Origin of the sequence: Gluconacetobacter johannae, from assembly GCF_014174305.1 — a bacterium.
Classification (GTDB): Bacteria; Pseudomonadota; Alphaproteobacteria; order Acetobacterales; family Acetobacteraceae; genus Gluconacetobacter; species Gluconacetobacter johannae.
This window is the reverse complement of record NZ_JABEQH010000005.1, coordinates 38,229-62,681: the sequence shown is the minus strand read 5'-3', so window position 1 is coordinate 62,681 and position 24,453 is coordinate 38,229. Positions and strand designations below refer to the sequence as shown.

Annotated in this window: 19 protein-coding genes; 11 read left to right on the top strand and 8 right to left on the bottom strand. The window is 61.5% G+C overall.

Annotated elements, in window-relative coordinates; translation table 11 throughout:
- Positions 1 to 8 precede the first annotated feature (8 nt).
- The 3 genes from HLH21_RS04650 to HLH21_RS04640 form a co-directional block, all read right to left on the bottom strand.
- Entirely contained in the window at positions 9 to 1,223 is a 1,215-nt protein-coding gene (locus tag HLH21_RS04650) for an MFS transporter (protein WP_182941801.1), read from the bottom strand.
- A 95-nt stretch (positions 1,224 to 1,318) separates the two neighbouring features.
- Positions 1,319 to 2,608, bottom strand: a complete 1,290-nt coding sequence (locus HLH21_RS04645; RefSeq protein WP_246379232.1) for an LLM class flavin-dependent oxidoreductase — start codon at positions 2,606 to 2,608, stop codon at positions 1,319 to 1,321.
- Between the two features lie 83 nt (positions 2,609 to 2,691).
- Positions 2,692 to 3,699 carry a D-2-hydroxyacid dehydrogenase gene (locus tag HLH21_RS04640; protein WP_246379230.1) on the bottom strand — a complete coding sequence of 336 codons (1,008 nt, stop codon included), beginning with the start codon at positions 3,697 to 3,699 and terminating at the stop codon, positions 2,692 to 2,694.
- Between the two features lie 273 nt (positions 3,700 to 3,972).
- On the opposite strand from HLH21_RS04640, the gene HLH21_RS04635 reads away from it, so the two are divergent.
- On the top strand, positions 3,973 to 4,863 hold the full coding sequence (locus tag HLH21_RS04635; RefSeq protein WP_182941797.1) for a LysR family transcriptional regulator: 891 nt from the start codon (positions 3,973 to 3,975) through the stop codon (positions 4,861 to 4,863).
- A 26-nt stretch (positions 4,864 to 4,889) separates the two neighbouring features.
- On the opposite strand, the gene HLH21_RS04630 is transcribed toward HLH21_RS04635, so the two are convergent.
- The 4 genes from HLH21_RS04630 to HLH21_RS04615 all read right to left on the bottom strand — a co-directional run bounded on the left by HLH21_RS04630 (position 4,890) and on the right by HLH21_RS04615 (position 10,845).
- Positions 4,890 to 6,032 (bottom strand): alpha-hydroxy acid oxidase, encoded by a 1,143-nt coding sequence (locus HLH21_RS04630; RefSeq protein ID WP_182941795.1) that lies wholly within the window; start codon positions 6,030 to 6,032, stop codon positions 4,890 to 4,892.
- A gap of 35 nt (positions 6,033 to 6,067) precedes the next feature.
- Positions 6,068 to 7,399, bottom strand: coding sequence for a dihydroorotase (locus HLH21_RS04625; RefSeq protein ID WP_220789679.1), 1,332 nt, complete (start codon positions 7,397 to 7,399; stop codon positions 6,068 to 6,070).
- 128 nt (positions 7,400 to 7,527) lie between these two features.
- Entirely contained in the window at positions 7,528 to 8,283 is a 756-nt protein-coding gene (locus HLH21_RS04620) for a class II aldolase/adducin family protein (RefSeq protein WP_182941793.1), read from the bottom strand.
- 102 nt (positions 8,284 to 8,385) lie between these two features.
- A complete protein-coding gene (locus HLH21_RS04615) occupies positions 8,386 to 10,845 on the bottom strand; it encodes a TonB-dependent receptor (protein WP_182941791.1) in 2,460 nt (819 codons plus the stop codon).
- Positions 10,846 to 11,544: 699 nt separating this feature from the next.
- On the opposite strand from HLH21_RS04615, the gene HLH21_RS04610 reads away from it, so the two are divergent.
- The 5 genes from HLH21_RS04610 to HLH21_RS04590 all read left to right on the top strand — a co-directional run bounded on the left by HLH21_RS04610 (position 11,545) and on the right by HLH21_RS04590 (position 16,536).
- Entirely contained in the window at positions 11,545 to 13,074 is a 1,530-nt protein-coding gene (locus HLH21_RS04610; RefSeq protein ID WP_182941789.1) for an amidohydrolase family protein, read from the top strand.
- Positions 13,075 to 13,250: 176 nt separating this feature from the next.
- Positions 13,251 to 14,024: a substrate-binding periplasmic protein gene (locus HLH21_RS04605; RefSeq protein WP_182941787.1), complete on the top strand. Its 774-nt coding sequence runs from the start codon at positions 13,251 to 13,253 to the stop codon at positions 14,022 to 14,024.
- 10 nt (positions 14,025 to 14,034) lie between these two features.
- Positions 14,035 to 14,694, top strand: a complete 660-nt coding sequence (locus HLH21_RS04600) for an amino acid ABC transporter permease (protein WP_182941786.1) — start codon at positions 14,035 to 14,037, stop codon at positions 14,692 to 14,694.
- Position 14,695: 1 nt separating this feature from the next.
- Positions 14,696 to 15,436: an amino acid ABC transporter ATP-binding protein gene (locus tag HLH21_RS04595; protein WP_182941784.1), complete on the top strand. Its 741-nt coding sequence runs from the start codon at positions 14,696 to 14,698 to the stop codon at positions 15,434 to 15,436.
- On the top strand, positions 15,433 to 16,536 hold the full coding sequence (locus HLH21_RS04590) for a mandelate racemase/muconate lactonizing enzyme family protein (protein ID WP_182941783.1): 1,104 nt from the start codon (positions 15,433 to 15,435) through the stop codon (positions 16,534 to 16,536). The genes HLH21_RS04595 and HLH21_RS04590 overlap by 4 nt, the downstream gene beginning before the upstream one ends.
- Positions 16,537 to 16,589: 53 nt before the next feature.
- Here HLH21_RS04590 and HLH21_RS04585 read toward each other — a convergent pair whose 3' ends face one another.
- Entirely contained in the window at positions 16,590 to 17,375 is a 786-nt protein-coding gene (locus HLH21_RS04585; protein ID WP_182941781.1) for an SDR family oxidoreductase, read from the bottom strand.
- Between the two features lie 289 nt (positions 17,376 to 17,664).
- Between HLH21_RS04585 and HLH21_RS04580 the strand changes: the two genes are divergently transcribed.
- The 5 genes from HLH21_RS04580 to HLH21_RS04560 are packed head-to-tail and all read left to right on the top strand — an operon-like array spanning position 17,665 to position 24,318.
- Positions 17,665 to 19,110, top strand: coding sequence for an NAD(P)-binding domain-containing protein (locus tag HLH21_RS04580; protein ID WP_182941779.1), 1,446 nt, complete (start codon positions 17,665 to 17,667; stop codon positions 19,108 to 19,110).
- 47 nt (positions 19,111 to 19,157) lie between these two features.
- Positions 19,158 to 20,771 carry an ABC transporter substrate-binding protein gene (locus HLH21_RS04575; RefSeq protein ID WP_182941777.1) on the top strand — a complete coding sequence of 538 codons (1,614 nt, stop codon included), beginning with the start codon at positions 19,158 to 19,160 and terminating at the stop codon, positions 20,769 to 20,771.
- Positions 20,772 to 20,789: 18 nt separating this feature from the next.
- The gene (locus HLH21_RS04570; protein WP_220789678.1) at positions 20,790 to 21,815 is read left to right on the top strand and encodes an ABC transporter permease; all 1,026 of its coding nucleotides are present in this window, start codon (positions 20,790 to 20,792) and stop codon (positions 21,813 to 21,815) included.
- 32 nt (positions 21,816 to 21,847) lie between these two features.
- Positions 21,848 to 22,681, top strand: a complete 834-nt coding sequence (locus tag HLH21_RS04565) for an ABC transporter permease (protein ID WP_182941773.1) — start codon at positions 21,848 to 21,850, stop codon at positions 22,679 to 22,681.
- On the top strand, positions 22,573 to 24,318 hold the full coding sequence (locus HLH21_RS04560; RefSeq protein WP_246379229.1) for an ATP-binding cassette domain-containing protein: 1,746 nt from the start codon (positions 22,573 to 22,575) through the stop codon (positions 24,316 to 24,318). Before HLH21_RS04565 ends, HLH21_RS04560 begins: the two co-directional genes overlap by 109 nt.
- Positions 24,319 to 24,453: the final 135 nt, after the last annotated feature.

Below are 24,453 nucleotides of genomic sequence, written 5' to 3'. Positions count from 1 at the left end.
CTCTCGGATCATAACGGGACATCTCCCGATTTCTCTGCGCTGATCACATAGAATATCAGAAATGAAAGAAACATGACGACCGAGTCCATCACCAGTCCGACGCTGTAATGCCCGGTCTCCTGAACCAGCCCCGAGAATATGCTCGGACCGAAAAAATTTCCCAGATTCCCGATACTGTTGATTAACGCGATCCCCCCCGCTGCGGCCGGCCCCTGCAGAATCTGCCCCGGAACCACCCACATCAGACCAAGAACGGTAAACAGCGATGCGATGGCAATCGTGATGAATATTCCCTTCATCATCAGCGGCTGACAGACAATCGTCAGGATCAGACACAGGAATGCCAACCCCATCGGAATCAGGATATTCCAGCGACGCTTTCCCGATCGATCCAACCGTGCCGCGCAAATGATCAATGCCACGGCCCCGATGAAATACGGAATCGGCAGAAGACGCATGACCGTGTATTTATCGAACCCGACCGATCCGATCATTTGCGGAAGCCAGAAATGAATCGTACCATTCACAAAAGATAGACAGAAGAAAATACTGGCCAGCTTCCAGACATAGGGATCGCGGGCCACCGCAAGGAACGAATGGGCTGTACGATCGGCTTTGACTTGCACGCGTCGTTGCCGGACCTTGCAGAGATATTCCCTTTCCTCATGGCTCAGCCACCCTGCCTCGCCGACGGAGTTCGGGAGGCAGATGAACAGCAGGATCCCCAGAAACGTGGACGGCAGCCCTTCCAGAAGAAAGATCCACTGCCATCCATGAAAACCCCATATCCCGGATAAATGCAGGATCATGCCCGACAGGAGGGACGAAACGGCACTGGAAACCGGAATCACCACGATCAGATAGCTGATGACCCGGCCGTGCCACTTTTCCGGAAAGCTCTGCATCAGGAAAAACAGCGTGCCGGGATAGAAGCCGGCCTCCGCAATTCCCAGCAGGAACCGCAGCAGCAGCAGCTCCCGCCCGTTGCCGATGAACGCCATCCCGGCCGAGATAATGCCCCACGTGACCATCGTCACCGCAAGCCATGTCCTGGCCCCGACCTTCGTCAGAATGTAGTTCCCGGGTATTTCGAAAATGAAATACCCCAGGAAAAATATTCCAGCGCCAAGACCGTATGTGGTGGCCGGAATCGACAGATCGCGCCGCATATCCATCGCGGCGAAGCTGATGTTTACGCGATCAATGAACGCAAAAAAAAACACAGGATCAAAAGAGGGACCAGCCTCAGGATAATCTTTCTATGCAATGCATCTTCGTCGATGGGCATATCGGCCTCTCAAAGCACGTCTTGAAACAATCAGGCTATACGAAGCCCCAGATTTTCTCTCAGGGTACCGCCCTCATATTCTGTCCTGAACAGGCCGCGGCGCTGCAGTTCCGGTATCACGAACCGGCAGAATTTCTCCAGGTCCGGTGGGGATGGCGGCATGATATTGAACCCGTCCGCCCCCCGGTTGACGAACCATTCTTCCAACTGGTCGGCCACCTGCTTATAGGTGCCGATCGGCTGCCAGTGGCCACGGCCGCAGATGATTTTCTCGTACAGCTGGCGGATCGTCAGATTCTCCCGCCTGGCCTGCTCGACGATAACGACCTGACGCCCCTTTCCGGCCTCGGTCTCCGGAATCTCCGGAAGCGGGCCATCCACCGGATATCCGGAAAGATCGAACCCGCCCAGCAACGTCGAGAGAAGCGAGATACCGACCGCAGGATGAAGAAGCGACTGCAGTTCCTCGTATTTCTCCTGCGCCTCGCTCTCGGTCTCCCCCATGATCGGAGAGACCCCTGGAAGGATCAGCAACTCATTTTCGGTGCGGCCGTACTGGGCCAGTCGCCCTTTCAGATCCTGATAGAAGGCCGAAGCCTCTTCCAGTTTCTGCATCGCGGTGAACACGACTTCCGCGGTACGGGCCGCCAGGTCCCGCCCGGGCCCGGAGGAACCCGCCTGAACGATGACCGGATGCCCCTGCTCGGAACGGGGAACGTTGAGGGGTCCCCGGACCGAGAAGAACTCGCCGACATGATTCAGCACATGCATCTTTTCCGGATCGACGTAAAGGCCGCTTTCCTTGTCCCGGACGAATGCGTCATGATCGAAGCTCCTCCAGAGCCCTTTCACGACATCCACAAATTCCTCGGCTCTTTTATATCTGTCGGCGTGCGCCATATGACGGTCGCCGACAAAATTCTTGGATTCACCGGGGAACATGGAGGTCACGACGTTCCAGCCCGCCCGGCCGTGGCTGACCAGATCGAGGGAGGCGAAACTCCGCGCCAGGTGAAACGGCTGCGTGTAGGTTGTCGAGATCGTCGCGATGAGGCCGACATGTTTCGTATGCTGCGACAGCACCGTCAGCACAAGCATCGGATCGATGACCGATGCGCGCTCGATTCTCTTGAAATACTCCATGTCTTCCCAGACATTGTTCGTGTCCGCGATAAAGACGAAATCCATCAATCCCCGTTCGGCGGCCTGCGCGATCTGCACCAGATTTTCGGTGCTGACGCTGGCCTGGGGGTGTGCTTTCGGATGGCGCCAGGCGCTGATATGGCGTCCCGACGGCTCGAAGAACAATCCCAGTTTCATTTTTCGTGAATTCATGGACCTGCCTCACGCATGGGAAAAAACGGATCTATTAAAAATACAACAAATATTGTTTCGCCGGACGCTTACACGACCCTGTTTCGCAAAGGCGTCCCATTTTCCATGTTGGTTATATTGTCGAGCAGGATGTCCACGACATTGCGTGCATAGAACTGACTGTCGCCTGCATTATGGGGGGTGACGATCACATTTTCCCTGGACCAGAACGTCGAACCCTCAGGCAGGGGTTCATCCACAAACGTATCCAGCGCCGCGCCGGCAATCGTCCCCTTGTCCAGGGCGTCCAACAACGCTGCTTCGTCCACAACCTTGCCGCGCGACACGTTGATCAGATACGCATCCCGCCGCATGGACGACAGGAACGCGGCATCGACCAGGCCGTGCGTTTCCGGTGTCAGGGGGCAGCTCAGGACCACGAAATCGGCCTCGGCCACGGCTTCGTGCAGCCGATCCGACGCGACGATATGAATGCCGTCCTCCACCTCCTGCACCACGGTGCGACGCACCCCGGCCACCGTCATGTCGAACGCCTGACAAAGATGGGCGACGCGCCGGCCGATGCTGCCAAGGCCGACAACCAGAACGCGCTTTCCGGTCAGTTCCTGAACACGGTTCGTGGCGTCCCGCACCGGCGTACGCCATAGTCCGGCCTTCTGGTCGTCTCGCGCCTCGAAGAGGCGGCGGGATATGTTCAGGATGAACGAGAGAACATGCTCCGACACCGCCCGCGCGTTCACGCCACGCGCGCTACACAGCGGGATGTTCCGGTCCTGCAGCACCTTCTGTGGAAAATGGTCCACGCCTGCGCTGATGGATTGCACCAGCTTCAGTCGCGGCGCGCGATCGAGAAGATAGTCCTTCCACAGCATCGAAATGCAGAGGATTTCGGCTTCTTCTATATAGTTATCGAGATCCGAAAGCGAAAACACCTGTGTGCACACCGAATCGTCCTGCCGGATGTCCAGCGCCGCCTTCAGATCGTACAGCGGATGCGCGCATACGATGCGCGGGCGACGGTCGAGCCACAATGTCTTCATTCTCAACAAAATCCCGGCAATGGCGGGCGCCCGCATGGGCGACCTTATTTCACGCGATCTTCCCGTATGTACAGGGCAGACACATTACGCAATATCGTTACATCATAAGGAAAAATGAAACATTATCAGACGCCGGACAACCGGCACGCGCGTCATGACACGCCGCTCTGGACGAGCCGGATCGAACGAAGGTTCCATGTCGCGACGTATCAGAGCGTGATCCATTTTTGTAACGCTATCGGATGAATTTCGCTTTAGCAATTGGTTTCACCATGATAAAACGCCTCATACTATTCGTGGTGGTTATCGATGAATTTGCGGCAGCTCGAAATTTTGCGCGCCATCGTTCGTTACAATACGACGGTTGCAACCGGCCGTGCCCTTGGGCTGTCCCAGCCCGCCATCAGCAATGCCCTCAAGGCGATGGAGGAACAGGTTGGTTTCGCCCTGTTCCAGCGTGTCAATAACCGCATTTATCCAACCGCGGAAACAAAAATCCTGCTGGCGGACGCCGAGTCGATTTTCGAGATCCACAAACGCCTGGAAAGCCGAATCCGCGACCTTCGTGACAACCGGGCCGGGCAGCTTCGGGTTGTTGCAACACCACCGCTTGGATATGGCGTCATCGCGAAATCGATCCATGTGATGCAGATCCGCCGCCCGCGCGTCCGGACCTTCTTCGACGTGAAGCGGTACGAAGAAATCATCGAGAGCATCGAGACGCACCAGGCCGAACTCGGCTTTATCATGGGCTTTGCGGAACAGCCCGGCATCCGCTCCGAAGTCATGTACGAGGGCGAGATGATCTGCGTCATGCAGGCCACCCATCCGCTGACCGAACTCGATGTCATCACGCCGCGGGATCTGCGCCGACAGGCCTTTATCGCCCTGGAAGGCGGGACAAAACTGGGAAGCGCCCTTCGTGAATCATTCGAGCAGGCGGAAGAGGAATTCCATTTTTCCGTCGAGGTCAGATATGGCCTCACGGCGTGCGTCCTGGCCGATGCAGGGGTGGGTGTCGCCGTGGTCGATCCCCTCACCGCGTCATCCGCCGGGCGGTTCTCTCTGGTTCACCGGCCGTTTCGTCCGCAGATTTCCGTTTCCGCGTCGGTCGTCTGGGCCGAGAACCGTTCTCTCACACGACTGGCCCACACATTCCTCAACGAGGTGCGTGCGGTGATCGCGACGCAGGACCCATGACCTGTGGCACGGGCGTTGCCCGGCCGTCAGGACAGGGAAAACAGCTGGATATCCGCCGGCCGGCCCTTTCCCAGAAGGGCCATCGCCGTCTCCATTTCGTTACGCAGCATCCCGATCATGGCGACGGCGCCGGCCTCGCCCCCTGATGCAAGCCCGTACAGGCCCGCCCGCCCCACCAGGACCATCTGCGCCCCGAGGGCAAGGTATTTCAGGATATCGGTTCCCCGGCGCACGCCGCTGTCGGCCATGATCGTCATCCGCCCCCCAACGGCCTCGGCAATCCGCGGCAGCACGTCGATTGGTCCGGGCTGGGGGTCGAGATTCCGACCGCCGTGGACCGAGACCACGATTCCGTCGACACCCAGTTGTGCCGCCCTGCGCGCATCCTCGACATTCACGATGCCCTTGACGATCAGCTCCCCATCCCATCGCTGCCGCAGCTCGACGATGTCCTGCCAGTCGAGCGACCGCTTCAGCCCCACGGCGGATGCCGATGCCCGCATCACATTCCCCTCAAGGCCAGAGGGATAATGTCCGTAGCGCGGCACGCCGGACGTGGCCAGAAGGGGCAGAAGAACCCGCGCCACCCAACGTGGATGACGCGCAAGATCCAGCATTCCGGGCACCGAACACCGGAACGGTACCGTGAAGCCATTTCGCGCATTGTATTCGCGGTTCAGCGGCACCGGCGTATCCGCCGTCACGACCAACGTCCTGACCCCGCTGGCACGTGCGCGTCGTATCAGCGCATAGGACAGGGACACATCATTCCAGACGTAAAGCTGAAACCAGAGGTTGGCATCGGGTGCGCCGGCCCGTATCCGCTCGATCGTCGTGATCGACTGCGTCGCGACACAGAAGGGAATGCCACATCGGGCCGCCGCCCGCGCCAGTTCGATTTCGCCATCATGCCACACCATGCCCGCCAGCGCCGTCGGTGCGATCGCGATCGGCAGGGCCGAGACGCGACCGAACAGAGGGGTGGACAACTCGGGGACCGGCGCGCCGGCCAGAACCGACGGCATCAGCATGACACGATCGAAGCCCCGGCGGAGATAACGCAGCGCGTTCTCGTCTTCCGTGCCCCGATCGATATATTCGAAGAGCCCCCGGGGCAGGACGGATCTGGCGCGCGTCCGATAGTCGTCGTAATTCAGCAAAGACGGCACGGGCCACTCCCGAGTGTTATGGCAGGAGGCCGAAGCTACGACAATCCTGCCGTGGAAAAGACCGCCGGCCGGCCGGATGGGGAACCCAGCACCTCATCCTCACGCATCACGACCTGGCCCCGGACCACCGTCATGACCGGCCAGCCCGTGCACTCGTACCCGTCAAACGGCGTCCAGCCGCAGGGGGATGCGATCCAGTCCTGCTCGATGACGCGACGGTGGCCGGGATCCACCACCGTAAAATCGGCATCGTATCCGATGGCGATCCGGCCCTTGTTCGCCAGACCGTAGACGCGGGCAGGTCCTTCAGCCATCAGCTGGACCATGCGCTCCAGGCTCAATCGCCCTTCGCTGACATGATTCAGCATGACCGGAACCAGTGTCTGAACGCCCGTAAGACCCGCTGCCGTTTCCGGCCACGGCCGTTCCTTCGCTTCGCGGGAATGGGGGGCGTGATCGGACCCGATGCAATCCACCATGCCATCGCGCACTGCCGCCCATGCGGCATCATAATGCCGCCTGTCCCGGATGGGCGGATTCATGACCGCGAACCCACCGTGCGTGTCGTAAATATCCGGCCCGAAATGCGTCAGGTGATTGACCAGCAGTTCGGTCGTCACAAGGTCGCGGAAATCCCGGAGATAGGACAGCTCTTCCGCCGTGGAGACATGCAGGATGTGGATCGGCCGCCCCGTGCGCCGGGCCAGCGCCGCCAGCCGGCGCGTCCCCAGGAAAGCGCATTCCACATCATGCCAGTCGGCATGCAGCCGATGAGGACCACCGGCCGTGAACAGTTTTTTCCGCTCCTGCAGACGCGATTCGTCCTCCGAATGGAAACAGATGCGCCGCGCGCCATCACGCATGATCGTCTCGACGCTGGCATCGTCATCCACCAGCAGCTCGCCCTTGGCGGATCCCAGGAAAACCTTGATGGCGCAGACGTTCTCCTGCTGCTCCAGCATCCCCAGTTCCACCGAATTGGTTTTGGTGGCTGCCAGATACAGTCCAACGTCACACCAGATCTGGCCCGACATCAGTTCGATTTTCCGTTCCAGCCGGTCGCGGCTGGTGACGGGTTCGGCCGTGTTGGGCATGTCGAACAGCGTGGTGATGCCACCCAGCACCGCACCGCGCGTGCCGCCCAGGAAGGTTTCCACGCGCGGGTCGCCCGGGTCGCGCAGATGCACGTGCGGATCGATCAATCCCGGCAGGACCGTCAGGTTCGTGCAGTCGATGACCTGCACCCCCGACGCGGTACGGAGGTCTCCGATCGCAGCGATTTTTCCGCCGATGCATCCGACATCGGCCCGGCAGCGTCCGTCGGCAATCACAACGCCATTGTGCAGGATCAGGTCGTAATGGTCCATAATGTCTCCCCCGGCAGGCAACGGCCACCCACAGGGCTCACCTGCGGGACAGGGAGGCCACAGGGCGGGTCGCCCCCTCCTATCGGGCAAGGAGCACCCGATAGGATGGCCCCTGCCCCCACCGCCTGTTACAGGCGAAAATCCGTTCCCACGTTTTCGATCAGGCGCAGGCAGGCGTTCCACGCCATCCGCTCGATATAGAGCTGCTTGTCGGAAACCGCCTGTTGCCCCATCCGGGTCTGGATCGCCTCGGGCGGCACCACCAGTTCCGACCCGCCGGCCAGCGCCGCCACCTGAATCTCGCAGGCGCGTTCGATATTGTAGATGCGGTTCCACGCCTCGGCCGCCGTCGATCCCACCGCGATGAGGCCATGGTTACGCAGGATGACGGCCTTGTGGTTCCCCAGATCACGCACCAGACTGGCCCGCTCGGACCGCGAGAGGACGAACCCTTCGAACTCGTGGTATCCGACCGCACCGTGGAACATCATGGCCTGCTGGCTGATCGGCAACAGCCCGTGGCGCTGCGCCGACACCGCGGCGCCGGCGCGCGTATGGGTGTGAATCACCACCCCGACGTCGGGCAGCGCCTCATGAATGGCGCTGTGGATGTTGCAGCCGGCGTCGTTGATGTCCGCCCCTTCATATTCGGGGATCAGCGCACCGCTTTCGTCGATTTCGATCAGGCTGGACGCCGTGACCTCATCGAAGAGAAGATTGTACCTGTTAATCAGCAGTGCATTCGATTTGTCCGGCACCCGCGCCGAGGCATGGGTGTGGATCAGGTCGGTCATACGAAAATGTGCAAGGATCCGGAAGATCGCCGCCAGTTCCTGCCGGATGGACAGCCCCGCAGGGTCGATAGGAAGATTGTTCCAGGCCAATGCTCAACTCCATCAAGAGATTTCGTGCAAAAACGATAACAGATCGTACCTCTGGGGAGAGGCATAAAATGAACAGGCTGCCCCGAACGGGGCGGCCTTTTCTTACAGGGCGGCCGAGACGGAGAACATGGCGGCAAAGCCCGACCCCACGATATAAAGCGGCGCGCTTCCCGAAACCATGGTCCCGTTCACGGCACGGGTTGTCTTGGCATTGAACTGGGTGCTGTAAATTCCTGCCAGGTAATGATTGTTTGTCAAATTCACGAGGTTCAGCTGAAGCTTCGGCGCCTTGACCGGCCCCACGTTGGGGAAACGATAGCCCAGTGACATATCCACCGTCTTGTAGCCCGGCAGCTTCTCGTCGTTCATGAACGTCGCATACTGCCCGCTGACGTAGTGCATCTGGATGTTGCCGAAGAACTTCGAGTCATCGTAGCTCAGACTGACATTTCCGGTCCAGGTCGGCGAACCCGTCGCCGTCTTGCCGGCTGTGGGCAGATAGGTCCCCTGCCGGGGTACGTTGTTATCGATCGTCGCATGCAGATACTCGCCCGAGAGGAAAAGCGAGAAATGATGGAACGGCCGCGACCCTACGGACACGTCGGCGCCACGGCTGGTCTGGCCACCGGCGTTCACATACTGGGTGACCAGTGTGTTGTTCTGGTTGACGACGGTGGAAACCTGGCGGTTCGTGAAATTGTAATTGAATAAAGTCGCCTGGGCGGTCAGGTAATTGTCGTTATAACGATAGCCGAGCTCCTCGATGATCGAGTTCTCGATCTTCTGGTCGCGGGAGGCCCGTCCCGTAATTTTGCCCGTCGTCGCCGAAACCGAGTCCGCGATCTGGCTGGGATCCGGCACCCGCGAATTCACCCCCGCATCGAGGAAGACCTCGTGATGGCTGTTGAAATCGTAGCGCGCCCCGAGGCTGGGCATGGGCGCCGTCTGGTTGTTGTTGGTGTTGTAGGTGACGCCCGGGATACGGTTGAAGTTCTGCGCCCGATAGAACAGATATTTGAAGCCGAATTCCAGCGACAGCCGGTGATCGAGATAGTTCATCCGGTCGCCCAGAAAGATCTGGTCGGTCTGGACGCGGTTCAGGACGTCGGCGAACGAATAGATCTTGCCGTTGGGCAGGTAAACGGCCGAGCTGCGTGCCCCCCACAGGCTCAGGGGCGAACCGGAGGCGTCCAGATAATTGAACTGCCCGAACGAGGACTGCTCGGTGAAGGCATACCAGTCGCCGAAGATGAACCTGTTATGACGGTCGATATCCCAGGCCAGGCTGGCATTGATGCCCGAGCGCAGGAACAGCGCCGGCGATCCGGAATAGAGGGTGGCAGAGTTCGCGGTCGGTCCGTTCTGGGTCTCGAGCTGAAGACCCTGGATCTTCTGCGTTCCGGTATAGGCCGACGTGGGCGACAGATTCACGGCACCCGGCGCAGCCGCGCGGGCGTAATAGATGTACGGCGCCACGTTCAGCATCAGGTTGTGACGCAGGATGATCTTGTTGTTCAGGGTCGCGAACATGCCCTCGTAGACGTTCTGGTGCAGCTTGTAATAGTTCGTGTCGCCGGGCGTGAAGGTCGAGGTATAATTGTAGTTTTTGCCATACGTATTCCACGCCGCCATGGTCGGCGGACGCTCGAGCTGGAAATTGAGGTCCGTCCATTCGACCGACAGCGCGGTCTGGCTGCCGTTGTGCCAGTCCTTGATGATCTTCGAATCGACGTGCTGCCGCCAGGTATTGCCCGGACCGCGCCAGTCGTTACCCAGGAAATTCGAGTAAGACACGAACGCGCGCAGGCCCGTATGCCCGATATCGCCCGTTTCGAACCGTCCGAACACCTGCCGCGTGTCGTACGATCCATAGGTGACGTTCACCATTCCACCCATCTTGTGCGACGGATCATGGAGCGCCATGCGAATGGTGCCCGCCGCGCCGTTGGAACCCGGCACATCGAAATTGGTCGAGCCGGGGCTCAGCCGCACTTCTTCAAGGTTCAGGGCGTCGACGGCTTCGTTGGGATAGAAGGTCCCGTCGTTGGTGATGGGGGAATCTTCGAAAAGCCAGATGATTTCGTTGTTGTTCAGTCCACGAACCGTGATGCCGCCCGGCTGCACGCCATAGGGGTCCTGCGACGCCACGACGGCGCCCGGTTGCATGGCGATCAATCGCTGGGGATTGGTCGTCGCCGGCTGGGTCTGGATATAGGCGCGCGTGGATGCAACCGACGATTTCACGCTGTTCGAAATGGCCAGCAGGCCGCCACCGGCGGAACGGTGCGTCAACCCGGTAACCGCCACGTCCTCGGCGCTACCGCTTCCGTCGATCGTGGAATCGTCTCCAGCCGACGACGCAGGGGCGGATTTCGACGCCGGCTTCGCGACGGCCTTCGCCGTCCCCTTGCCATGGCTGGCATCGGGCTGTGACGCGACGGGCGCGGCGGCAGTGGCCGCACGGGCAGCGGGCATCGCGCCGGCAATGCTCAAAACCGTGGTAGAAAGAAGTATCAGTCGAGAAATCGACAGGGGCACCATAACGCCGAATTCCTTCTTCATCAGCATTCCATCCTCCGATTACGTTCCGAGGTACAAGTTATATTTCTAATTCCGAGCGCGCCTTTTCCGTTCCATGACCGGATTTCCAGATAAGCCACGCTGGTATGTTGCGTTATCGTCACAAGGTAAGCATAGCCGCTGCCGGATCAGCAATTAGGTTCGCTATCATCATATCGGGCACACTATACCGAGGAGTTATAGGGCACGCCCCGCCGATTCGAAATTTTCAGAATTATTCTTCTGATTCAACACCTTAAATCCATACGTCTCCGCCACCACGAAGGGGGCGAAGTCTCTTTCAACCCGGCTGAGAGTCGGATAAATTGTGCCACAACAAAATGAAACAGGCCGGCAATCAAACATCACATAGTCCAGTTTTCATCGGCGGCCATTCGAATTGACGTCGCACAGGATCACTGACGTGACGTTACAAAGGGTTTCAATTCCCTTCACCCGAAGGCCTTTGGGAAGGAAAGAATCTTCTCTTGCTATATCGTAAATTTTCTGCTGCCTATCGGCCCTTCATTCATCTTCATCCGCATGCGCGGTCATGTGTGCCGCATGACGTCACATGCGGGATGACGGGGTAAAGGTATCGCAACGATCCGAATATGTACGGGCCCTGATGCGAAACCTTCCGACAATTAACGATGTTTAATACTCAAATATAGAAAAATCTTTTCTTTTCATGAGGTATCGATGCTAATCAGAGGTGGGTGGGTCGTCGTCGATCCGCAGACAATCATCAAGGACGCCGCGATTCACGTCATTGACAATCGGGTGGCCGAAGTCGGGACATGGTCCGCGCTGCGCGAAAGATACCCCGATGACGAGGTCGTCGGCGGCGCGACCTCCATTGTCATGCCGGGCCTGATCGATGCCCATTCCCACGGACGCGGGCTCTCACCCATCCAGAAAGGCGTCCTGTACGACTATCTCGAGAACGCGTTTCTCGACTGGTCGTCCATGGTGTACCTGCCCAACGATCTCTGCGCCGCCCTTTCGGCCGTACGGCATCTACGTATGGGCTGCACCAGCATCCACCACACGGGCTGGAATGACGAAGGGCCGAAGGCGCTGGAAAACGCGCATCTGGCGATCGGCAGCTACCGCACATCCGGGATCCGCCTGGCCTATTCCCCTGCCGTCCGGGACCGTAACCGGTTCTGCATCGACGAGGAAGGGTTCGTCGACACGCTCCCGCCGGAACTGCGGGAATTCGTGACGCCGATGACGCGATACGATGCGAAGGCGATCGCCGACGACTACATGAATCTGTTCGAGACGCTCCATGCCTCGGATAATTCGCCGATGACCCGCGTCCTCCACGGGCCGTCATGGGCCCACGGCACCACCGACGATTTTTTCACGCGAATCCGCGACAGCGCCGCCGCCCACGACAATACGCCCATCCATATCCATACACTGCAGACGCCGCATCAGCGGGCCTGGAGCATCAAGACCTTCGGCTGCTCGCTCGTCGAACATCTCGACCGCCTGGGCGTGCTGGGGACGAACACGACCCTTGGCCATGCCGTATGGCTGTCCGAACGCGATATCGAACTGATTGCCGCGCGCGGCACCAGCACCACCCATCATGCGTCCTGTAACCTTCATGTCCGCAACGGCATTTCCCCGATCTGGCATATGATGAAGCAGGGCGTGAACGTCGCGCTGGGGATCGACGACAAGTCGCTGAACGACGACGACGATCCGTTCATGGAACTACGCATGTCGGCGGTGCTCTCACGCGTGCCGGGCTTCGACCTTGGCGAGACCCCCGCCCTGACCTCGGCGCAGATCCTGTCCATGGGCACGGTCAATGCGGCCAGAACCCTTGGTTTCGATCGTCTGCATGGAACGCTGCAACCGGGCGCCCCCGCCGATGCCGCGATTCTGGACACGGCGTCCATGCTGCATGATCCGTGGACGTCGGACAGGCTGGCCATTCCCGATCTTCTCGTCTGGCGCGCCAAGGGCCAGGACGTGACCGACGTCGTCGTCGACGGCAAGATCGTCATCCGGAATCGCCGTTTCACGACCATGGACGTCGAGGCGCTGTACGCCGAGGTCCGGGACTACGTGAAGCATTACGAGGCCAAGCCGGCTTCGCCGGAGCGTACTGCGGCTCTGGCCGCCCTGCGCCCCCATTTCCATGCCTGGCATCGCAAGATGCTGACCTATCTGGATGTCAGCGAGCCGTTCTATCGCGTGAACGGCCGCGCCTGATCGCACGGCGGATCGCGCGCATCATCCCGATGCGCGCGATCCGCCAGGGCCTGGAGCGTTTTCGATAAATTAATTTGACCGAGAAACGTTTCCAACCGACAGGACAGGCCGTCGCGGACTGTTCACCAGACACCCTCCGCGCCCCGCGCGGACGACACGCATATTACGGAGGATCCATGCTTCGACGTCGTTCCCTGATGCTTGGCGCCGCCGCCACGATCGGATCCGGCCTTGTCGGCACGGCCCGGGCCGCGACGCCCACGGCGGACGATATTCGTCGCCAGGGCTATATGCGAATCGCGACCACCGGTCTGGACGCGCCTTACAATTATGTCGATCCGGATGGACAGGTCATGGGCTTCGACATCGACTGGTCCAGGATGATCTGCGCGAGTCTGGGGGTCGAGGCCCGGTTTTCATGCCTGGCATGGCACGGCATCCTGCCCGGCCTGATGGCGGGGCAGTTCGACGGCGTCATGAGCGCGGTGCGAATCACGCCCGAGCGCCAGGCGAATTTCGCGTTCTCCGCACCCTATACGACCGATTCCGTCGCCGTACTCGTGCGACAGGACAACACCACGATCAAGGAGATCGAGGACCTGAAAGGTCTGGTCGTGGGCACCGCATCGGGCAGCATCCTGGAAGCCACGGCAAACGAGATGGCCCATGCCGCCACGCTACGCTCCTATCCCGGCCTGCCCGACATTCTCATGGACCTGATGTCCGGCCGGCTGGACGGCGCCGTCGTGGGACGGGCCGGCGCGCTCTACGCCATTCACACCCACAACCTGCCGTTGAAGGTGGTCGGGCGCGCCATCCGGCCGCAGCCCATCGCCATGATCCTGCCCAAGGGCGCGACGGACCTGGCGTCGGCGGTCTCGAAGGCCATTGCCGACCGGCAGGCCGACGGGCAGGCCAGGGCCCTTGCCGACCGCTGGTTCAAAGCTTGAGTATCGTCAGATGATCGACTGGAATTTCATGGTCACCTATAGCCCGCGGCTGCTGAAGGCCTGCGAGGTGACGTTCGGGATCAGCGTCACCTCGCTGGCCTTCTCCACGGTCGCGGGCCTTGGCATCGCCCTGCTGCGCCTGTCGTCCCGCCGGATCCTGTCGTCGGCCGCATGGATCTATGTCTGGATCGTGCGGGGCACCCCCCTGCTGCTGCAGTTGTTCGCGATCTACTACGCCATGCCGATGACGGGGCTCCGCCTCGACCCGTGGACGGCGGGCATCCTGACGCTGAGCCTGAATTCTTCGGCGTATTTTTCCGAAATCTTCCGATCGGCCATTCAGTCCATTCCCACGGGACAGACCGAAGCCGCAATCGCGATCGGCATGGGGCCGCTGCAGACCCTGCGGCGCATCGTCATCCCCCTGTCGCTGCGCCCGGCCCTGCCGCCCTATGTCGGCCAGGCCATCACGCTGCTCAAGAATTCGTCGCTGGTTTCGATCATCGCGGTGCCCGACCTGATGCAGACGGCCCAGAGCATCTATTCCACGACGTTCAAGGTAGTGGAGGTCATGCTCATGACCGGCATCCTCTACCTCATCATGACCAGCCTGCTGCAGATCGCCCAGACGTCCCTGGAACGTCGCCTCAGCTATTATACGGTGAAATGATATGAGCATCGTATCCTTCCGGGACGTCTCCAAGACGTTCGGTTCCCATCCGGTGCTGCGAAACGTCTCGCTGGACATCGAGGAAGGCCAGGTCGTCGCCATCATCGGCCCCTCGGGGGCCGGAAAATCGACCCTGCTGCGGTGCGTCAATCAGCTCGAGCGTCACAGCACGGGCGAAATCCTGATCGACGGCACACCGATCGGCGGCAACCAGCGGAAACGCGACCTGATCCGGCTGCGCCAGACGGTCGGCATGGTCTTTCAGTCCTTCAACCTGTGGCCGCATCTTTCGGCCCTGGGCAACGTGATGGAGGGCCCGGTTACCGTTCTCAAGACCCCGGTCGCCATCGCCCGCCAGCAGGCCGAGGCATTGCTGAAGCAGGTCGGCCTTGCCGATCATGCCGCCAAATATCCCGGCCAGCTTTCCGGCGGCCAGCAGCAGCGCGTGGCCATCGCCCGGGCCCTGGCCATGAAGCCCCGCGTCATGCTGTTCGACGAGGCGACCAGCGCGCTGGATCCGGAAATGGTTCAGGAGGTCCTGCGCGTCATGGAAAGCCTGGCCGCCGACGGCATGACCATGCTGGTCGTCACGCACGAGATGGGATTCGCACGCAAGGTCGCCGACCGCGTGGTGCTGATGGCCAACGGGCAGGTCGTCGAGGAGGACGCGCCCGAAACCTTCTTCACCAACCCCAAAGAGGAGCGCAGCCGGGCCTTCCTGAGCCGCGTGCTGTCATCATGAGCCGGATCGAAGCTGTCGAACCCTATGCCATCCGTCTGCCGCTTCACCTGTCGGGGGGCGGCCGCACGGAAGAATGCTTCCTTCTCCGCATCGTCACCGAGGACGGTCTGGAAGGGTGGGGCGAAGCCCATGGCAGCCCCTACCTGTCCCGCGCGGCCATAGACGCCCCGACCACCCACGTCACGGCGCAGGGGCTGCGCGCGCTGCTGGTGGGGCAGGATGCCTCCGACATCGCGGCCCTGCGCCACCGGATGGAGAAAGGCACCCAGTGGATCGGCCGCGACGGCGCCGTGATGCAGGCCATCGCCGCTGCCGAACTGGCCTTGTGGGATCTCGCGGGACATCGCGCGAGGCTGCCGGTCGCCCGGCTCTTGCACGACGCTCCACGGATGCGCCTGCCCTGCTATGCCAGCGACAAGGTTGCCGCGACACCGGCGCTGACCGAACGCCGCATCGCCGCCGAACGTGCGGCCGGCTTTGTCGCCCACAAGATCGGCTGGCCACCGTTCGGCCAGTCGGAAGAGGGCGATGTCGCTTTTCTCGAAGCCGCACGGCGCGCCGCCCCGGACGCCACCCTGATGGTCGATGCCGCGCAGGCGTTCGACGAAGCGACCGCCCTGGCCCGTGCCCGGGCCTTCGAACGCTTCGGCCTCGCCTGGATCGAAGAGCCGCTCGATCGCGACGATCTCGAGGGACAGGCGCGCCTGAAGCAGGCCAGCCCGGTCCCGATCGCCTCGGGCGAAGGGGAATGCGGATTGCCCGGCCTGATGCGCGTGGTACCGCTGGTCGATGTATTGCAGGCCGATATCACCCGCTGCGGCATTCTGGCGGCGCAGGCGGCATCGCGGCATGTGCCACAGGTCTGCAGCCATTCCTTCACCACCCCCCTCAACGTGGCCATGCACGCCCACTGGCTGGCCGCCACACCCAATAGCTGGTTCGTCGAATGGCCCATCGCGAAGATTGCGATCTGGCAGCCGTTCTTCCGGGACGGACCGTGCCCCGTCGAGGGTGTCATCAGCCTTGGCGAACAACCGGGATGGGGCGTCCGCCCCGATCTTCCGGCGTTGACGGGGTTTCTGATCCCGGCCGCCGGGTAAGCCCCCCGGCAGGGGAAGGGACGCCATTCCGCGATGGCGTCCCTTCCGTCGCTTCAGACGCTCCGGATCAGCCCGCCGTCCACGCGGACGCTGCTGCCGGTGATATAGGACGCACGCGCGCTCGCCAGAAACGTCACGACGTCGGCGAATTCCTCGGGGCGACCATAGCGATGGGCCGGAATCGTGCTCCAGGATTCGGCTGCGATGTCATCCGGCGTCAGGCCCCGGCGGCGGGCCGCCAGACCGTCAAGCTGATCGACCCGGTCCGTGTGGATCCGGCCCGGAATGACCATGTTGACCGTAATTCCGTCGGCCGCGACCTCATTGCTGAGCGTCTTGGACCATCCGGAAATGGCGGACCGGATACTGTTCGACAGGGCCAGATTGGGAATCGGCTGGATGATCCCGGACGAGGCCACCGTCAGGACCCGTCCCCATTTCTTCTTCTGCATCGCAGGCAGAAGCAGATTGGTCAGCAGGAAGATCCGGCCGGCCATCATGTTGAACTGGGCCGTCCACACATCCGGCCCCAGCGACGTGACCGCCCCCGGCGGCGGGCCGCCGCTGTTGTTGACCAGGATGTCCACCCCGCCCGCCGCGATCACGGTTTCGGCCGCGGACATGACGGATGCATCGCTGGACAGGTCGAGCGAGACGGGCGTGACCCGCGCCCGCTGCTCCGGCGGCAATGCATCCTGCCATTCCCGCACGGCGTCCAGATTCCGCGCCCCCGCATAGACCGCGACGCCTTCCGCCAGAAGAGACCTGGCAACGGCCCGTCCCAGGCCGCGGCTCGCCCCCAGAACCAGAGCCGTTCGTCCATTCAGTCCCAGGTCCATTCGCAACTCCATCCATCGAAAGAGAGAAAGATATTATCCGTCCTGCGGACAGGCCCGTCGCGATCGCATGCGGCAACGGCCATGACGGAACGTCTTGTCCCGAAGATGAACGCATACATCAGGACGTTTCGACCGCGCCACCCTTTCTCCTCCTCCCTTTCCTGTCGATAAGTTTTGAAAATAGTCTCCGTCCATTTTTCATAGAGACCCTGCCGGACCCGCCTTGCATGTCGAACCCGGAATGATAGCCTTTCGACATCTGCATCGGATCCAGGAGCATCCCTTTTTCATGCATGAAGATCCGATCAAGGCCAGTGACCATCGCCTGCAGGCCCTGCGTCATCGGGCCCGCGACGAACTGGCCCGGATCGCCCATCCCCAGCGCCCGTGGACCATTCCCCATCCCGGCCCTGACGGAACGCCCATTCTTGACGTCCTGATCGTCGGGGCCGGCCAGAGCGGCATCGCCGCAGGCTTCGGCCTGCAACGCGCACAGGTCACGAATTTCCTGATCGTCGATCAGGCCGAACGTGGCATGGAAGGGCCATGGCTGACCTATGCGCGCATGCGTACCCTCAGAAGCCCGAAAGAATTCACCGGCCCCGACCTCGACATTCCGGCCCTGACGTACCAGACATGGCACGAGGAAAAATTCGGCAAGCAGGACTGGGACGATCTGAACCTGATTCCGCGCGAAGACTGGGCGGAATATCTGCTCTGGCTGCGTGATACGCTCGACCTGCCGGTCGATAACGGCGTGAGCCTGGCCGGTGTCGCACCGTGGGACGATTACCTCGCCGTCACCTTGCGCGACGCTGCCGGTGACGAACAGGTCCGATACACGCGCAAGCTGGTTCTGGCGACGGGCCAGGACAGCCTTGGGCGCTGGACCATGCCCTCGTTCATCGCGGACCTGCCATCCGCGTTGCGCGCCCATACGGCCGATCCGATCGATTTTTCCGCCCTTCGCAATAAATGCGTCGCCGTGCTGGGCGCCGGGGCATCGGCTTTCGATAACGCCGCCATGGCCCTAGAGGCCGGCGCGAAAGAGGTCCACCTCTTCTGCCGGCGTCCGGACCTTCAGCTTGTCCAGCCGTATCTGTGGCTGACATTTACCGGTTTCCTCTGTCACTTTTCGGAACTGGACGATGCGTGGAAGTGGCGGATCATGCAACATGTCCTGAGCCTGCGTGAAGGCTTTCCGCAGGCGACGTGGGACCGCTGCGCCCGCCATCCGAATTTCTTCCTGCATACGCAAAGCCCGTGGACGGACGCACGCGCCCACGCCGGCGGGGTCGAACTGACAATCCCGACCGGCACCTTTCAGGCCGATTTCGCCATTTGCGGCACCGGGATCGAGATCGACCCGGGCGCCCGCCCCGAACTGTCCCGCGTCGCCTACAATATCGCCAGTTGGGGGGACCGCTACGCGCCGCCGCCGGACGAATGCAATCCGCGGCTGTCACGTTTCCCGTATCTGGGAACGGACTACACCCTGCAGGAAAAGACACCCGGCCTGACGCCCTGGCTGAGACATATCCATCTCTTCTCCATCGCGTCGACCATGAGTTTCGGGCCATCCGGATCATCGATCAACGCCATGAAATTCGCCGTCCCGAAACTGGTCAGCGGCATCACCAGCCACCTGTTCCGGGACGATATCGAGGTCTATTGGGACGACCTGCTGCGGTACGACGTCCGCCAGGCGGAGATTCGATGGCCGTCGCGGGCGTGACATCCCGCACGCCATGCGACGGCATCGGCCATGAAGGAATACGAGGCATGGGCATTACCCGCAGGCAGGGTCTTCTCGGCGCACTTTCCTTCGCCGCCCCGGCTGTCCTGCCTGTCATGGCCGATGCACGGCAGAACGGCACGACCCTCCGGCATATTACCGGAAATACCGTAAACACGCTGGACCCGACCATGCTGGGCGCCACGCATGAATCGTTTGGCGTCAGCATGAATGTCTACGATCGGCTGGTGACGTTCGGCAGAAAACAATCCGGGTCCATCTGGACATTCGATCCGGACATCATCACGGGCGAACTGGCCGAACGGTACGAGATCAGCGACGACGGATGCACGATCACATTGCATCTGCGTCCCGACGCCACATGGCATGACGGAACGCCGGTGACGATCGACGACGTCAAATGGTCTCTCGACCGTGGCGTTTCGGCCAGATCCCTGACCGCGCCACAGTTTTCCAGCGGATCCCTGACATCGACCGAACAGTTCCGGGTTGCCGGACCGCGCACGATCGAAATCCTGTTGCCCCGGCCGGACCGTCTGGCGCTGGCGAATCTCGCCATGCCGTACGCGATCATGATTAACAGCCGGCTGGCCCGCCGACATGCCACGCCCGACGATCCATGGGCCCAGCAGTGGATGCAGCAGAATACGGCCGCCGGAGGGGCCTACCGGGTCGAACGCTTTACCCCCGGCGTCAATATCATCCTGACTCGAAATGATGCGTGGGGCGCCCGGTCGGCCGGCACATCGCCATTCTTCGAACGGGTCATCAGCCAGACGGTCCCCGAAGCCACGACACGCGCCAGCCTGGTCGAGCGTGGCGACGCGGACATCGTCATCGATCTGGAAGCCTACGACGTCATCGCCATGATGGCCCGCAGGCGTGTCAGGATCAATTCGGTTTTCCAGAGCAACTGCTTCACCCACCTCGCCTTCGATACGCAGAGCCCCCCCTTCGACAATGTGAAGGTTCGGCAGGCCATCGCATCGGCACTGCCCTATCAGGACATGTTTACCGCCAGCCTGTTCGGACGGGGCCATCCTCTGTTCGATGCGGGCTGGCGGGAAACGCCGTCCGATATTTCCTTCCCGCAGGCCCTGCCCCTGGCGACGGACCTGACGCTGGCGCGACAGCTGCTGGCCGACGCCGGATTTCCCGACGGGTTCGCCACGACCTTCTCCTACGCCACCAGCCAGGCCACGACGGCGGAGCCCATGGCCGCGCTGATACAGGAAGCCCTCAAGCGGATCGGCATCCGGGTCGATATCCGCAAATTGCCGGATGCCGAGTTCAATACGCTCGAGGCCGAAAAAAGACTGCCGTTCTACACGGACACCGCCGCCGGCTGGATCCAGCGCACGTATTATTTCTTTTACCTCTATTTCACCCGCAACCAGCGCTGGAACTTCTCAAGCTGGAACTCGCCACGGATGGTCGATCTGACCGGCGCCGCGCGCTTCGAAACCGACAGAGCCCGATACGAGGACGCCTGCCGGAAGATGATCGCACTTCTGGCCGATCAGGTCCCGCTCATCATGCTCTGGCAGCCGAACATGGATGCGGTGACTTCGCCGGACATCGACGGCTTTACCTACCAGTTCCATCGCCAGATCGATTTTCGAAGCCTGCGCCGCGTCTGAGGGGAAGGAACGATGTCCATGATGCAGACATTCCGGCGACGGATCGGCGCACGCGCCCTGGCGTCCCTGCCCGCATTGCTGGGGGTGATCGTCTTTACGTTTGTCCTGATGCGGGTTCTCCCCGGCGATCCGGCGGTGTATTTTGCCTCGGGCCCCAATGCCGGACAGGCCGAAATCGACGGTCTGCGCCACAAGATGGGGCTGGACCGGCCGATGCCCATTCAGCTGGCGCACTATGTCGCGGGGATCATGACCGGCGATCTCGGAAATTCCCTGACCACCGGCCAGCCGGTAATGCACGATATCCAGGCCCGGCTTCCGGCGTCGCTCGAACTGACCCTGACGGCCTTGGGCCTGAGCCTGCTGCTCTCGTTGCCGCTGGGCATCGTCTCGGCATGGTACGCCAACAGCCGGTGGGATCAATGCATCCGCACGCTATGCACAATATGCTTCTGCATTCCGCCTTTCGTGTCCGCTATTTTCCTGATCTATGTCTTCTATTACATCTTCGGCCTCGTCCCGGACCCTACCGGTCGCATCAACATATTCACGCCGTTGCCGCATGACATAACCGGCTTTCTGCTTGTCGATTTCCTGCTGACGGGAGACCCCGCCGGGTGGCGGGAGGCCGCGGGACAGCTTCTGCTTCCGGCCGTCACGATGGCGTTGTTCGTGCTGTCTCCTTTGACGCGCATGACGCGCGCCTCGCTGCTGACGGTCATGAATTCCGACTTCATCCGCACGGCACGCGCCATGGGTCTTCCGACGTGGCGCATCGTCACCGTCTATGCGCTGCGTAATGCCCTGTCGCCGATCCTGACGACGATCGGCATCGTCTTTTCGACCATGCTCGGCGCGAACGTACTGGTCGAGAAAGTTTTCTCATGGCCCGGCGTCGCGTCCTATGCCCTGGACGCGCTCGTGGCGTCCGATTACGCGCCTGTGCAAGGCTTCATCCTGCTGATGGCAATCCTGTTCATCATGGTCAATCTGCTGGTCGATATATTGCAAGGCCTCGTCGATCCACGCGTATCGATGGAGTGAAAACGACAATGCCCTCCCTGACGGCAAGATGGATGTCTCCCGCCGCGCGATTTTTCAGCCATAGCCCGACAACAGGCATCGCCGCCGGCGCCACCCTTATGCTGGCGTTTCTCGCCCTCACCGCTCCATGGATATCCCCGTACGATCCGCTGGCCTCGGACGTGCCGCATGCCCTGCAGGCGCCCGGACCGCACCACTGGTTCGGAACGGACGAACTGGGCCGCGACGTTCTCAGCCGCGTCCTGGCGGCCGGTCGCCTCGACCTTGCCATCGCGGTCTCCGCCGTCGGCCTGTCACTGGCCGCCGGCGTGACCGTGGGCTGCTTCTGCGGTTATCTCGGCGGCCGGCTGGACCGTCTGGTGGGGCGTGTGGTGGACGTGCTGACGGCGTTTCCCCTGTTTGTCCTGGCGATGGCGCTGGTCGCGGCGCTGGGAAATTCGGTCGAAAACCTGATTTACGCGACCGCGATCATCAACTTTCCCTTCTATATTCGCGTGGCGAGGGCCGAGGTCGCCGCCCGCCGCCATCTGGGCTGGGTGGAGGCCGCGCATCTGTCCGGCAACAGCACTCCGCGCATCGTCATCAGCTTCCTGCTGCCGAACATCCTGCCGACCGTCGCCATTCAGGCATCGCTCAATTTGGGTTGGGCGATCCTGAACGCGGCGGGGCTGTCCTTTCTTGGTCTGGGCATCACGGTTCCGACCCCCGAATGGGGGGTGATGGTCGCGAACGGGGCGCATTTCATGTCGTCGGGCCGATGGTGGCTGGTGCTTTTCCCGGGCTCGGTCCTGATGCTGACGATCCTGTGTTTCAATCTTCTGGGCGACGGACTGCGCGACCTTCTGGATCCAAGGACACGGACATGATGCGGGGCATACTGGACATCGATGCCCTCAACGTCAGGTTCACGGGCCGGAACAGTCATTTCGATGCACTGCGCGGCGTATCCCTGTCCCTGGAACAAGGCAGGATTCTCGGCGTCGTCGGCGAAAGCGGATCGGGAAAATCCGTCACCGGTCTTTCGGTCATGGGCTTGCTGCCGCAGCAGGCGTCCATAACCGGCGGACGCATCCGGTTCAGGGATCAGGATATTACCGCCCGAACGCCGCGCCACCTGCGCGGCGCATCCATCGCCATGGTCTTCCAGAACCCGCACGCCGCACTGAACCCGACCCGGCGAATCTGCGATCAGCTGTCAGATGTCATCCAGGCCCATGAATCCCTCGACCGGGGCGCGATCAGGCAGCGTGTCATCCATCTTCTGGAATCGGTCAATTTTCCGGATGTTTCCCGTCGTATGGGTGTCTATCCGCACGAACTGTCCGGGGGACTCTGCCAGCGCGTCATGATCGCCATGGCAATAGCATGCTCGCCATCCGTCATTATCGCCGACGAACCGACGACAGGCCTCGACGTCCTGACCCAGAAAGCGGTGATGGACCTGCTGTTCCGCCTGTCGCGGGAACGGGCCATGTCGATGATGCTTATCACGCACGACCTCGGTCTGGCGGCACAATACTGCGATTCCATCGCCGTCATGCAGAAAGGCACGGTTGTCGAATCCGGCTCGCCGGCCAACATCTTTTCGAACCCCCAACATGCCTATACGCAGCGGCTGATCGAAGCCTGCACGACCATGCACCCGGCCCAACCCCACCCGGCCGGGAAGACGACCTCCCGGAAACGGCGCCCCCTCCTGGAAGTCTCAAACCTTCGCAAGCGCTACGCCAACGGCCATCTCGCGGTGGACGATGTTTCGTTCACCATCGCACCCGGTGAAAGCCTCGGCCTGATCGGGGAATCCGGGTCGGGCAAAAGCACCCTGTCCCGCCTCGTCGGCCGACTGCTGGATCCGGACGACGGCGCCATCAGTTTCGAGGGCCGGTCGATCGGCACGATCGGGGCGCACGACTTCTTTCGGGCGGAACAGAGACCCCATATACAACTCGTGTTTCAGGATGCCGCTGGAAGCCTCAATCCCCGTTTCACCGCATTTGACTCGATCGCCGACCCGGTGCGCCGGCTGGGCCCCGCCAGAGACCCCGGCGCGCTGCGGCATCATGTCGAGAAATGCGCGGCAGATGTCGGCCTGGCTCCCGCTCTGCTCGACCGTTACCCCCATCAGCTTTCGGGTGGACAATGCGCGCGCGTAGGTATCGCACGGGCGATATCCGTCGACCCGAAACTGCTGATTCTGGACGAACCGACAGCGGCGCTCGACGTCCTGGCCCAATCCGAAATTCTTGCATTGCTGGAACGGCTGCGACGCGAGAAGGGCATGTCCTATCTGTTCGTCAGTCACGACCTGCACATCGTCAGGATGATCTGCGACAGGATGGTCATCCTGCAGAACGGCAAGATCGTCGAAACCGGAAACTGCGAGGAGGTTTTCCAGAACCCGCGGGCACCCTATACGGCGCAGCTTCTGGCTGCGATCCCGCATTTCCGACCCGCATCACAGGAGGCCGCGGCAGCCACGGGAACCGAGTTCGCCGGATCATAAAGCGCCCGACAACGATGACACGGCAGCCGCCGTCGGCCAGGCATCGGCGGCGCCCCAGGCGGACACCCGTTCATATAACCAATCCAAATAGGATCGAGGTTTTATTTATAATGGGTAATATTGAATCCAATCAGC

Excerpts from the sequence above, each read along its gene's own strand:
- HLH21_RS04585 (WP_182941781.1), bottom strand. The coding sequence starts at position 17,375 with ATGGACCTGGGACTGAATGGACGAACGGCTCTGGTTCTGGGGGCGAGC.
- HLH21_RS04615 (WP_182941791.1), bottom strand. The coding sequence starts at position 10,845 with ATGAAGAAGGAATTCGGCGTTATGGTGCCCCTGTCGATTTCTCGACTG.
- HLH21_RS04600 (WP_182941786.1), top strand. The coding sequence starts at position 14,035 with ATGATCGACTGGAATTTCATGGTCACCTATAGCCCGCGGCTGCTGAAG.
- HLH21_RS04625 (WP_220789679.1), bottom strand. The coding sequence starts at position 7,399 with ATGGACCATTACGACCTGATCCTGCACAATGGCGTTGTGATTGCCGAC.
- HLH21_RS04635 (WP_182941797.1), top strand. The coding sequence starts at position 3,973 with ATGAATTTGCGGCAGCTCGAAATTTTGCGCGCCATCGTTCGTTACAAT.
- HLH21_RS04565 (WP_182941773.1), top strand. The coding sequence starts at position 21,848 with ATGTCTCCCGCCGCGCGATTTTTCAGCCATAGCCCGACAACAGGCATC.
- HLH21_RS04580 (WP_182941779.1), top strand. The coding sequence starts at position 17,665 with ATGCATGAAGATCCGATCAAGGCCAGTGACCATCGCCTGCAGGCCCTG.
- HLH21_RS04575 (WP_182941777.1), top strand. The coding sequence starts at position 19,158 with ATGGGCATTACCCGCAGGCAGGGTCTTCTCGGCGCACTTTCCTTCGCC.
- HLH21_RS04560 (WP_246379229.1), top strand. The coding sequence starts at position 22,573 with ATGGTGGCTGGTGCTTTTCCCGGGCTCGGTCCTGATGCTGACGATCCT.
- HLH21_RS04595 (WP_182941784.1), top strand. The coding sequence starts at position 14,696 with ATGAGCATCGTATCCTTCCGGGACGTCTCCAAGACGTTCGGTTCCCAT.
- HLH21_RS04645 (WP_246379232.1), bottom strand. The coding sequence starts at position 2,608 with ATGAAACTGGGATTGTTCTTCGAGCCGTCGGGACGCCATATCAGCGCC.
- HLH21_RS04590 (WP_182941783.1), top strand. The coding sequence starts at position 15,433 with ATGAGCCGGATCGAAGCTGTCGAACCCTATGCCATCCGTCTGCCGCTT.
- HLH21_RS04605 (WP_182941787.1), top strand. The coding sequence starts at position 13,251 with ATGCTTCGACGTCGTTCCCTGATGCTTGGCGCCGCCGCCACGATCGGA.
- HLH21_RS04610 (WP_182941789.1), top strand. The coding sequence starts at position 11,545 with ATGCTAATCAGAGGTGGGTGGGTCGTCGTCGATCCGCAGACAATCATC.
- HLH21_RS04570 (WP_220789678.1), top strand. The coding sequence starts at position 20,790 with ATGATGCAGACATTCCGGCGACGGATCGGCGCACGCGCCCTGGCGTCC.
- HLH21_RS04640 (WP_246379230.1), bottom strand. The coding sequence starts at position 3,699 with ATGCGGGCGCCCGCCATTGCCGGGATTTTGTTGAGAATGAAGACATTG.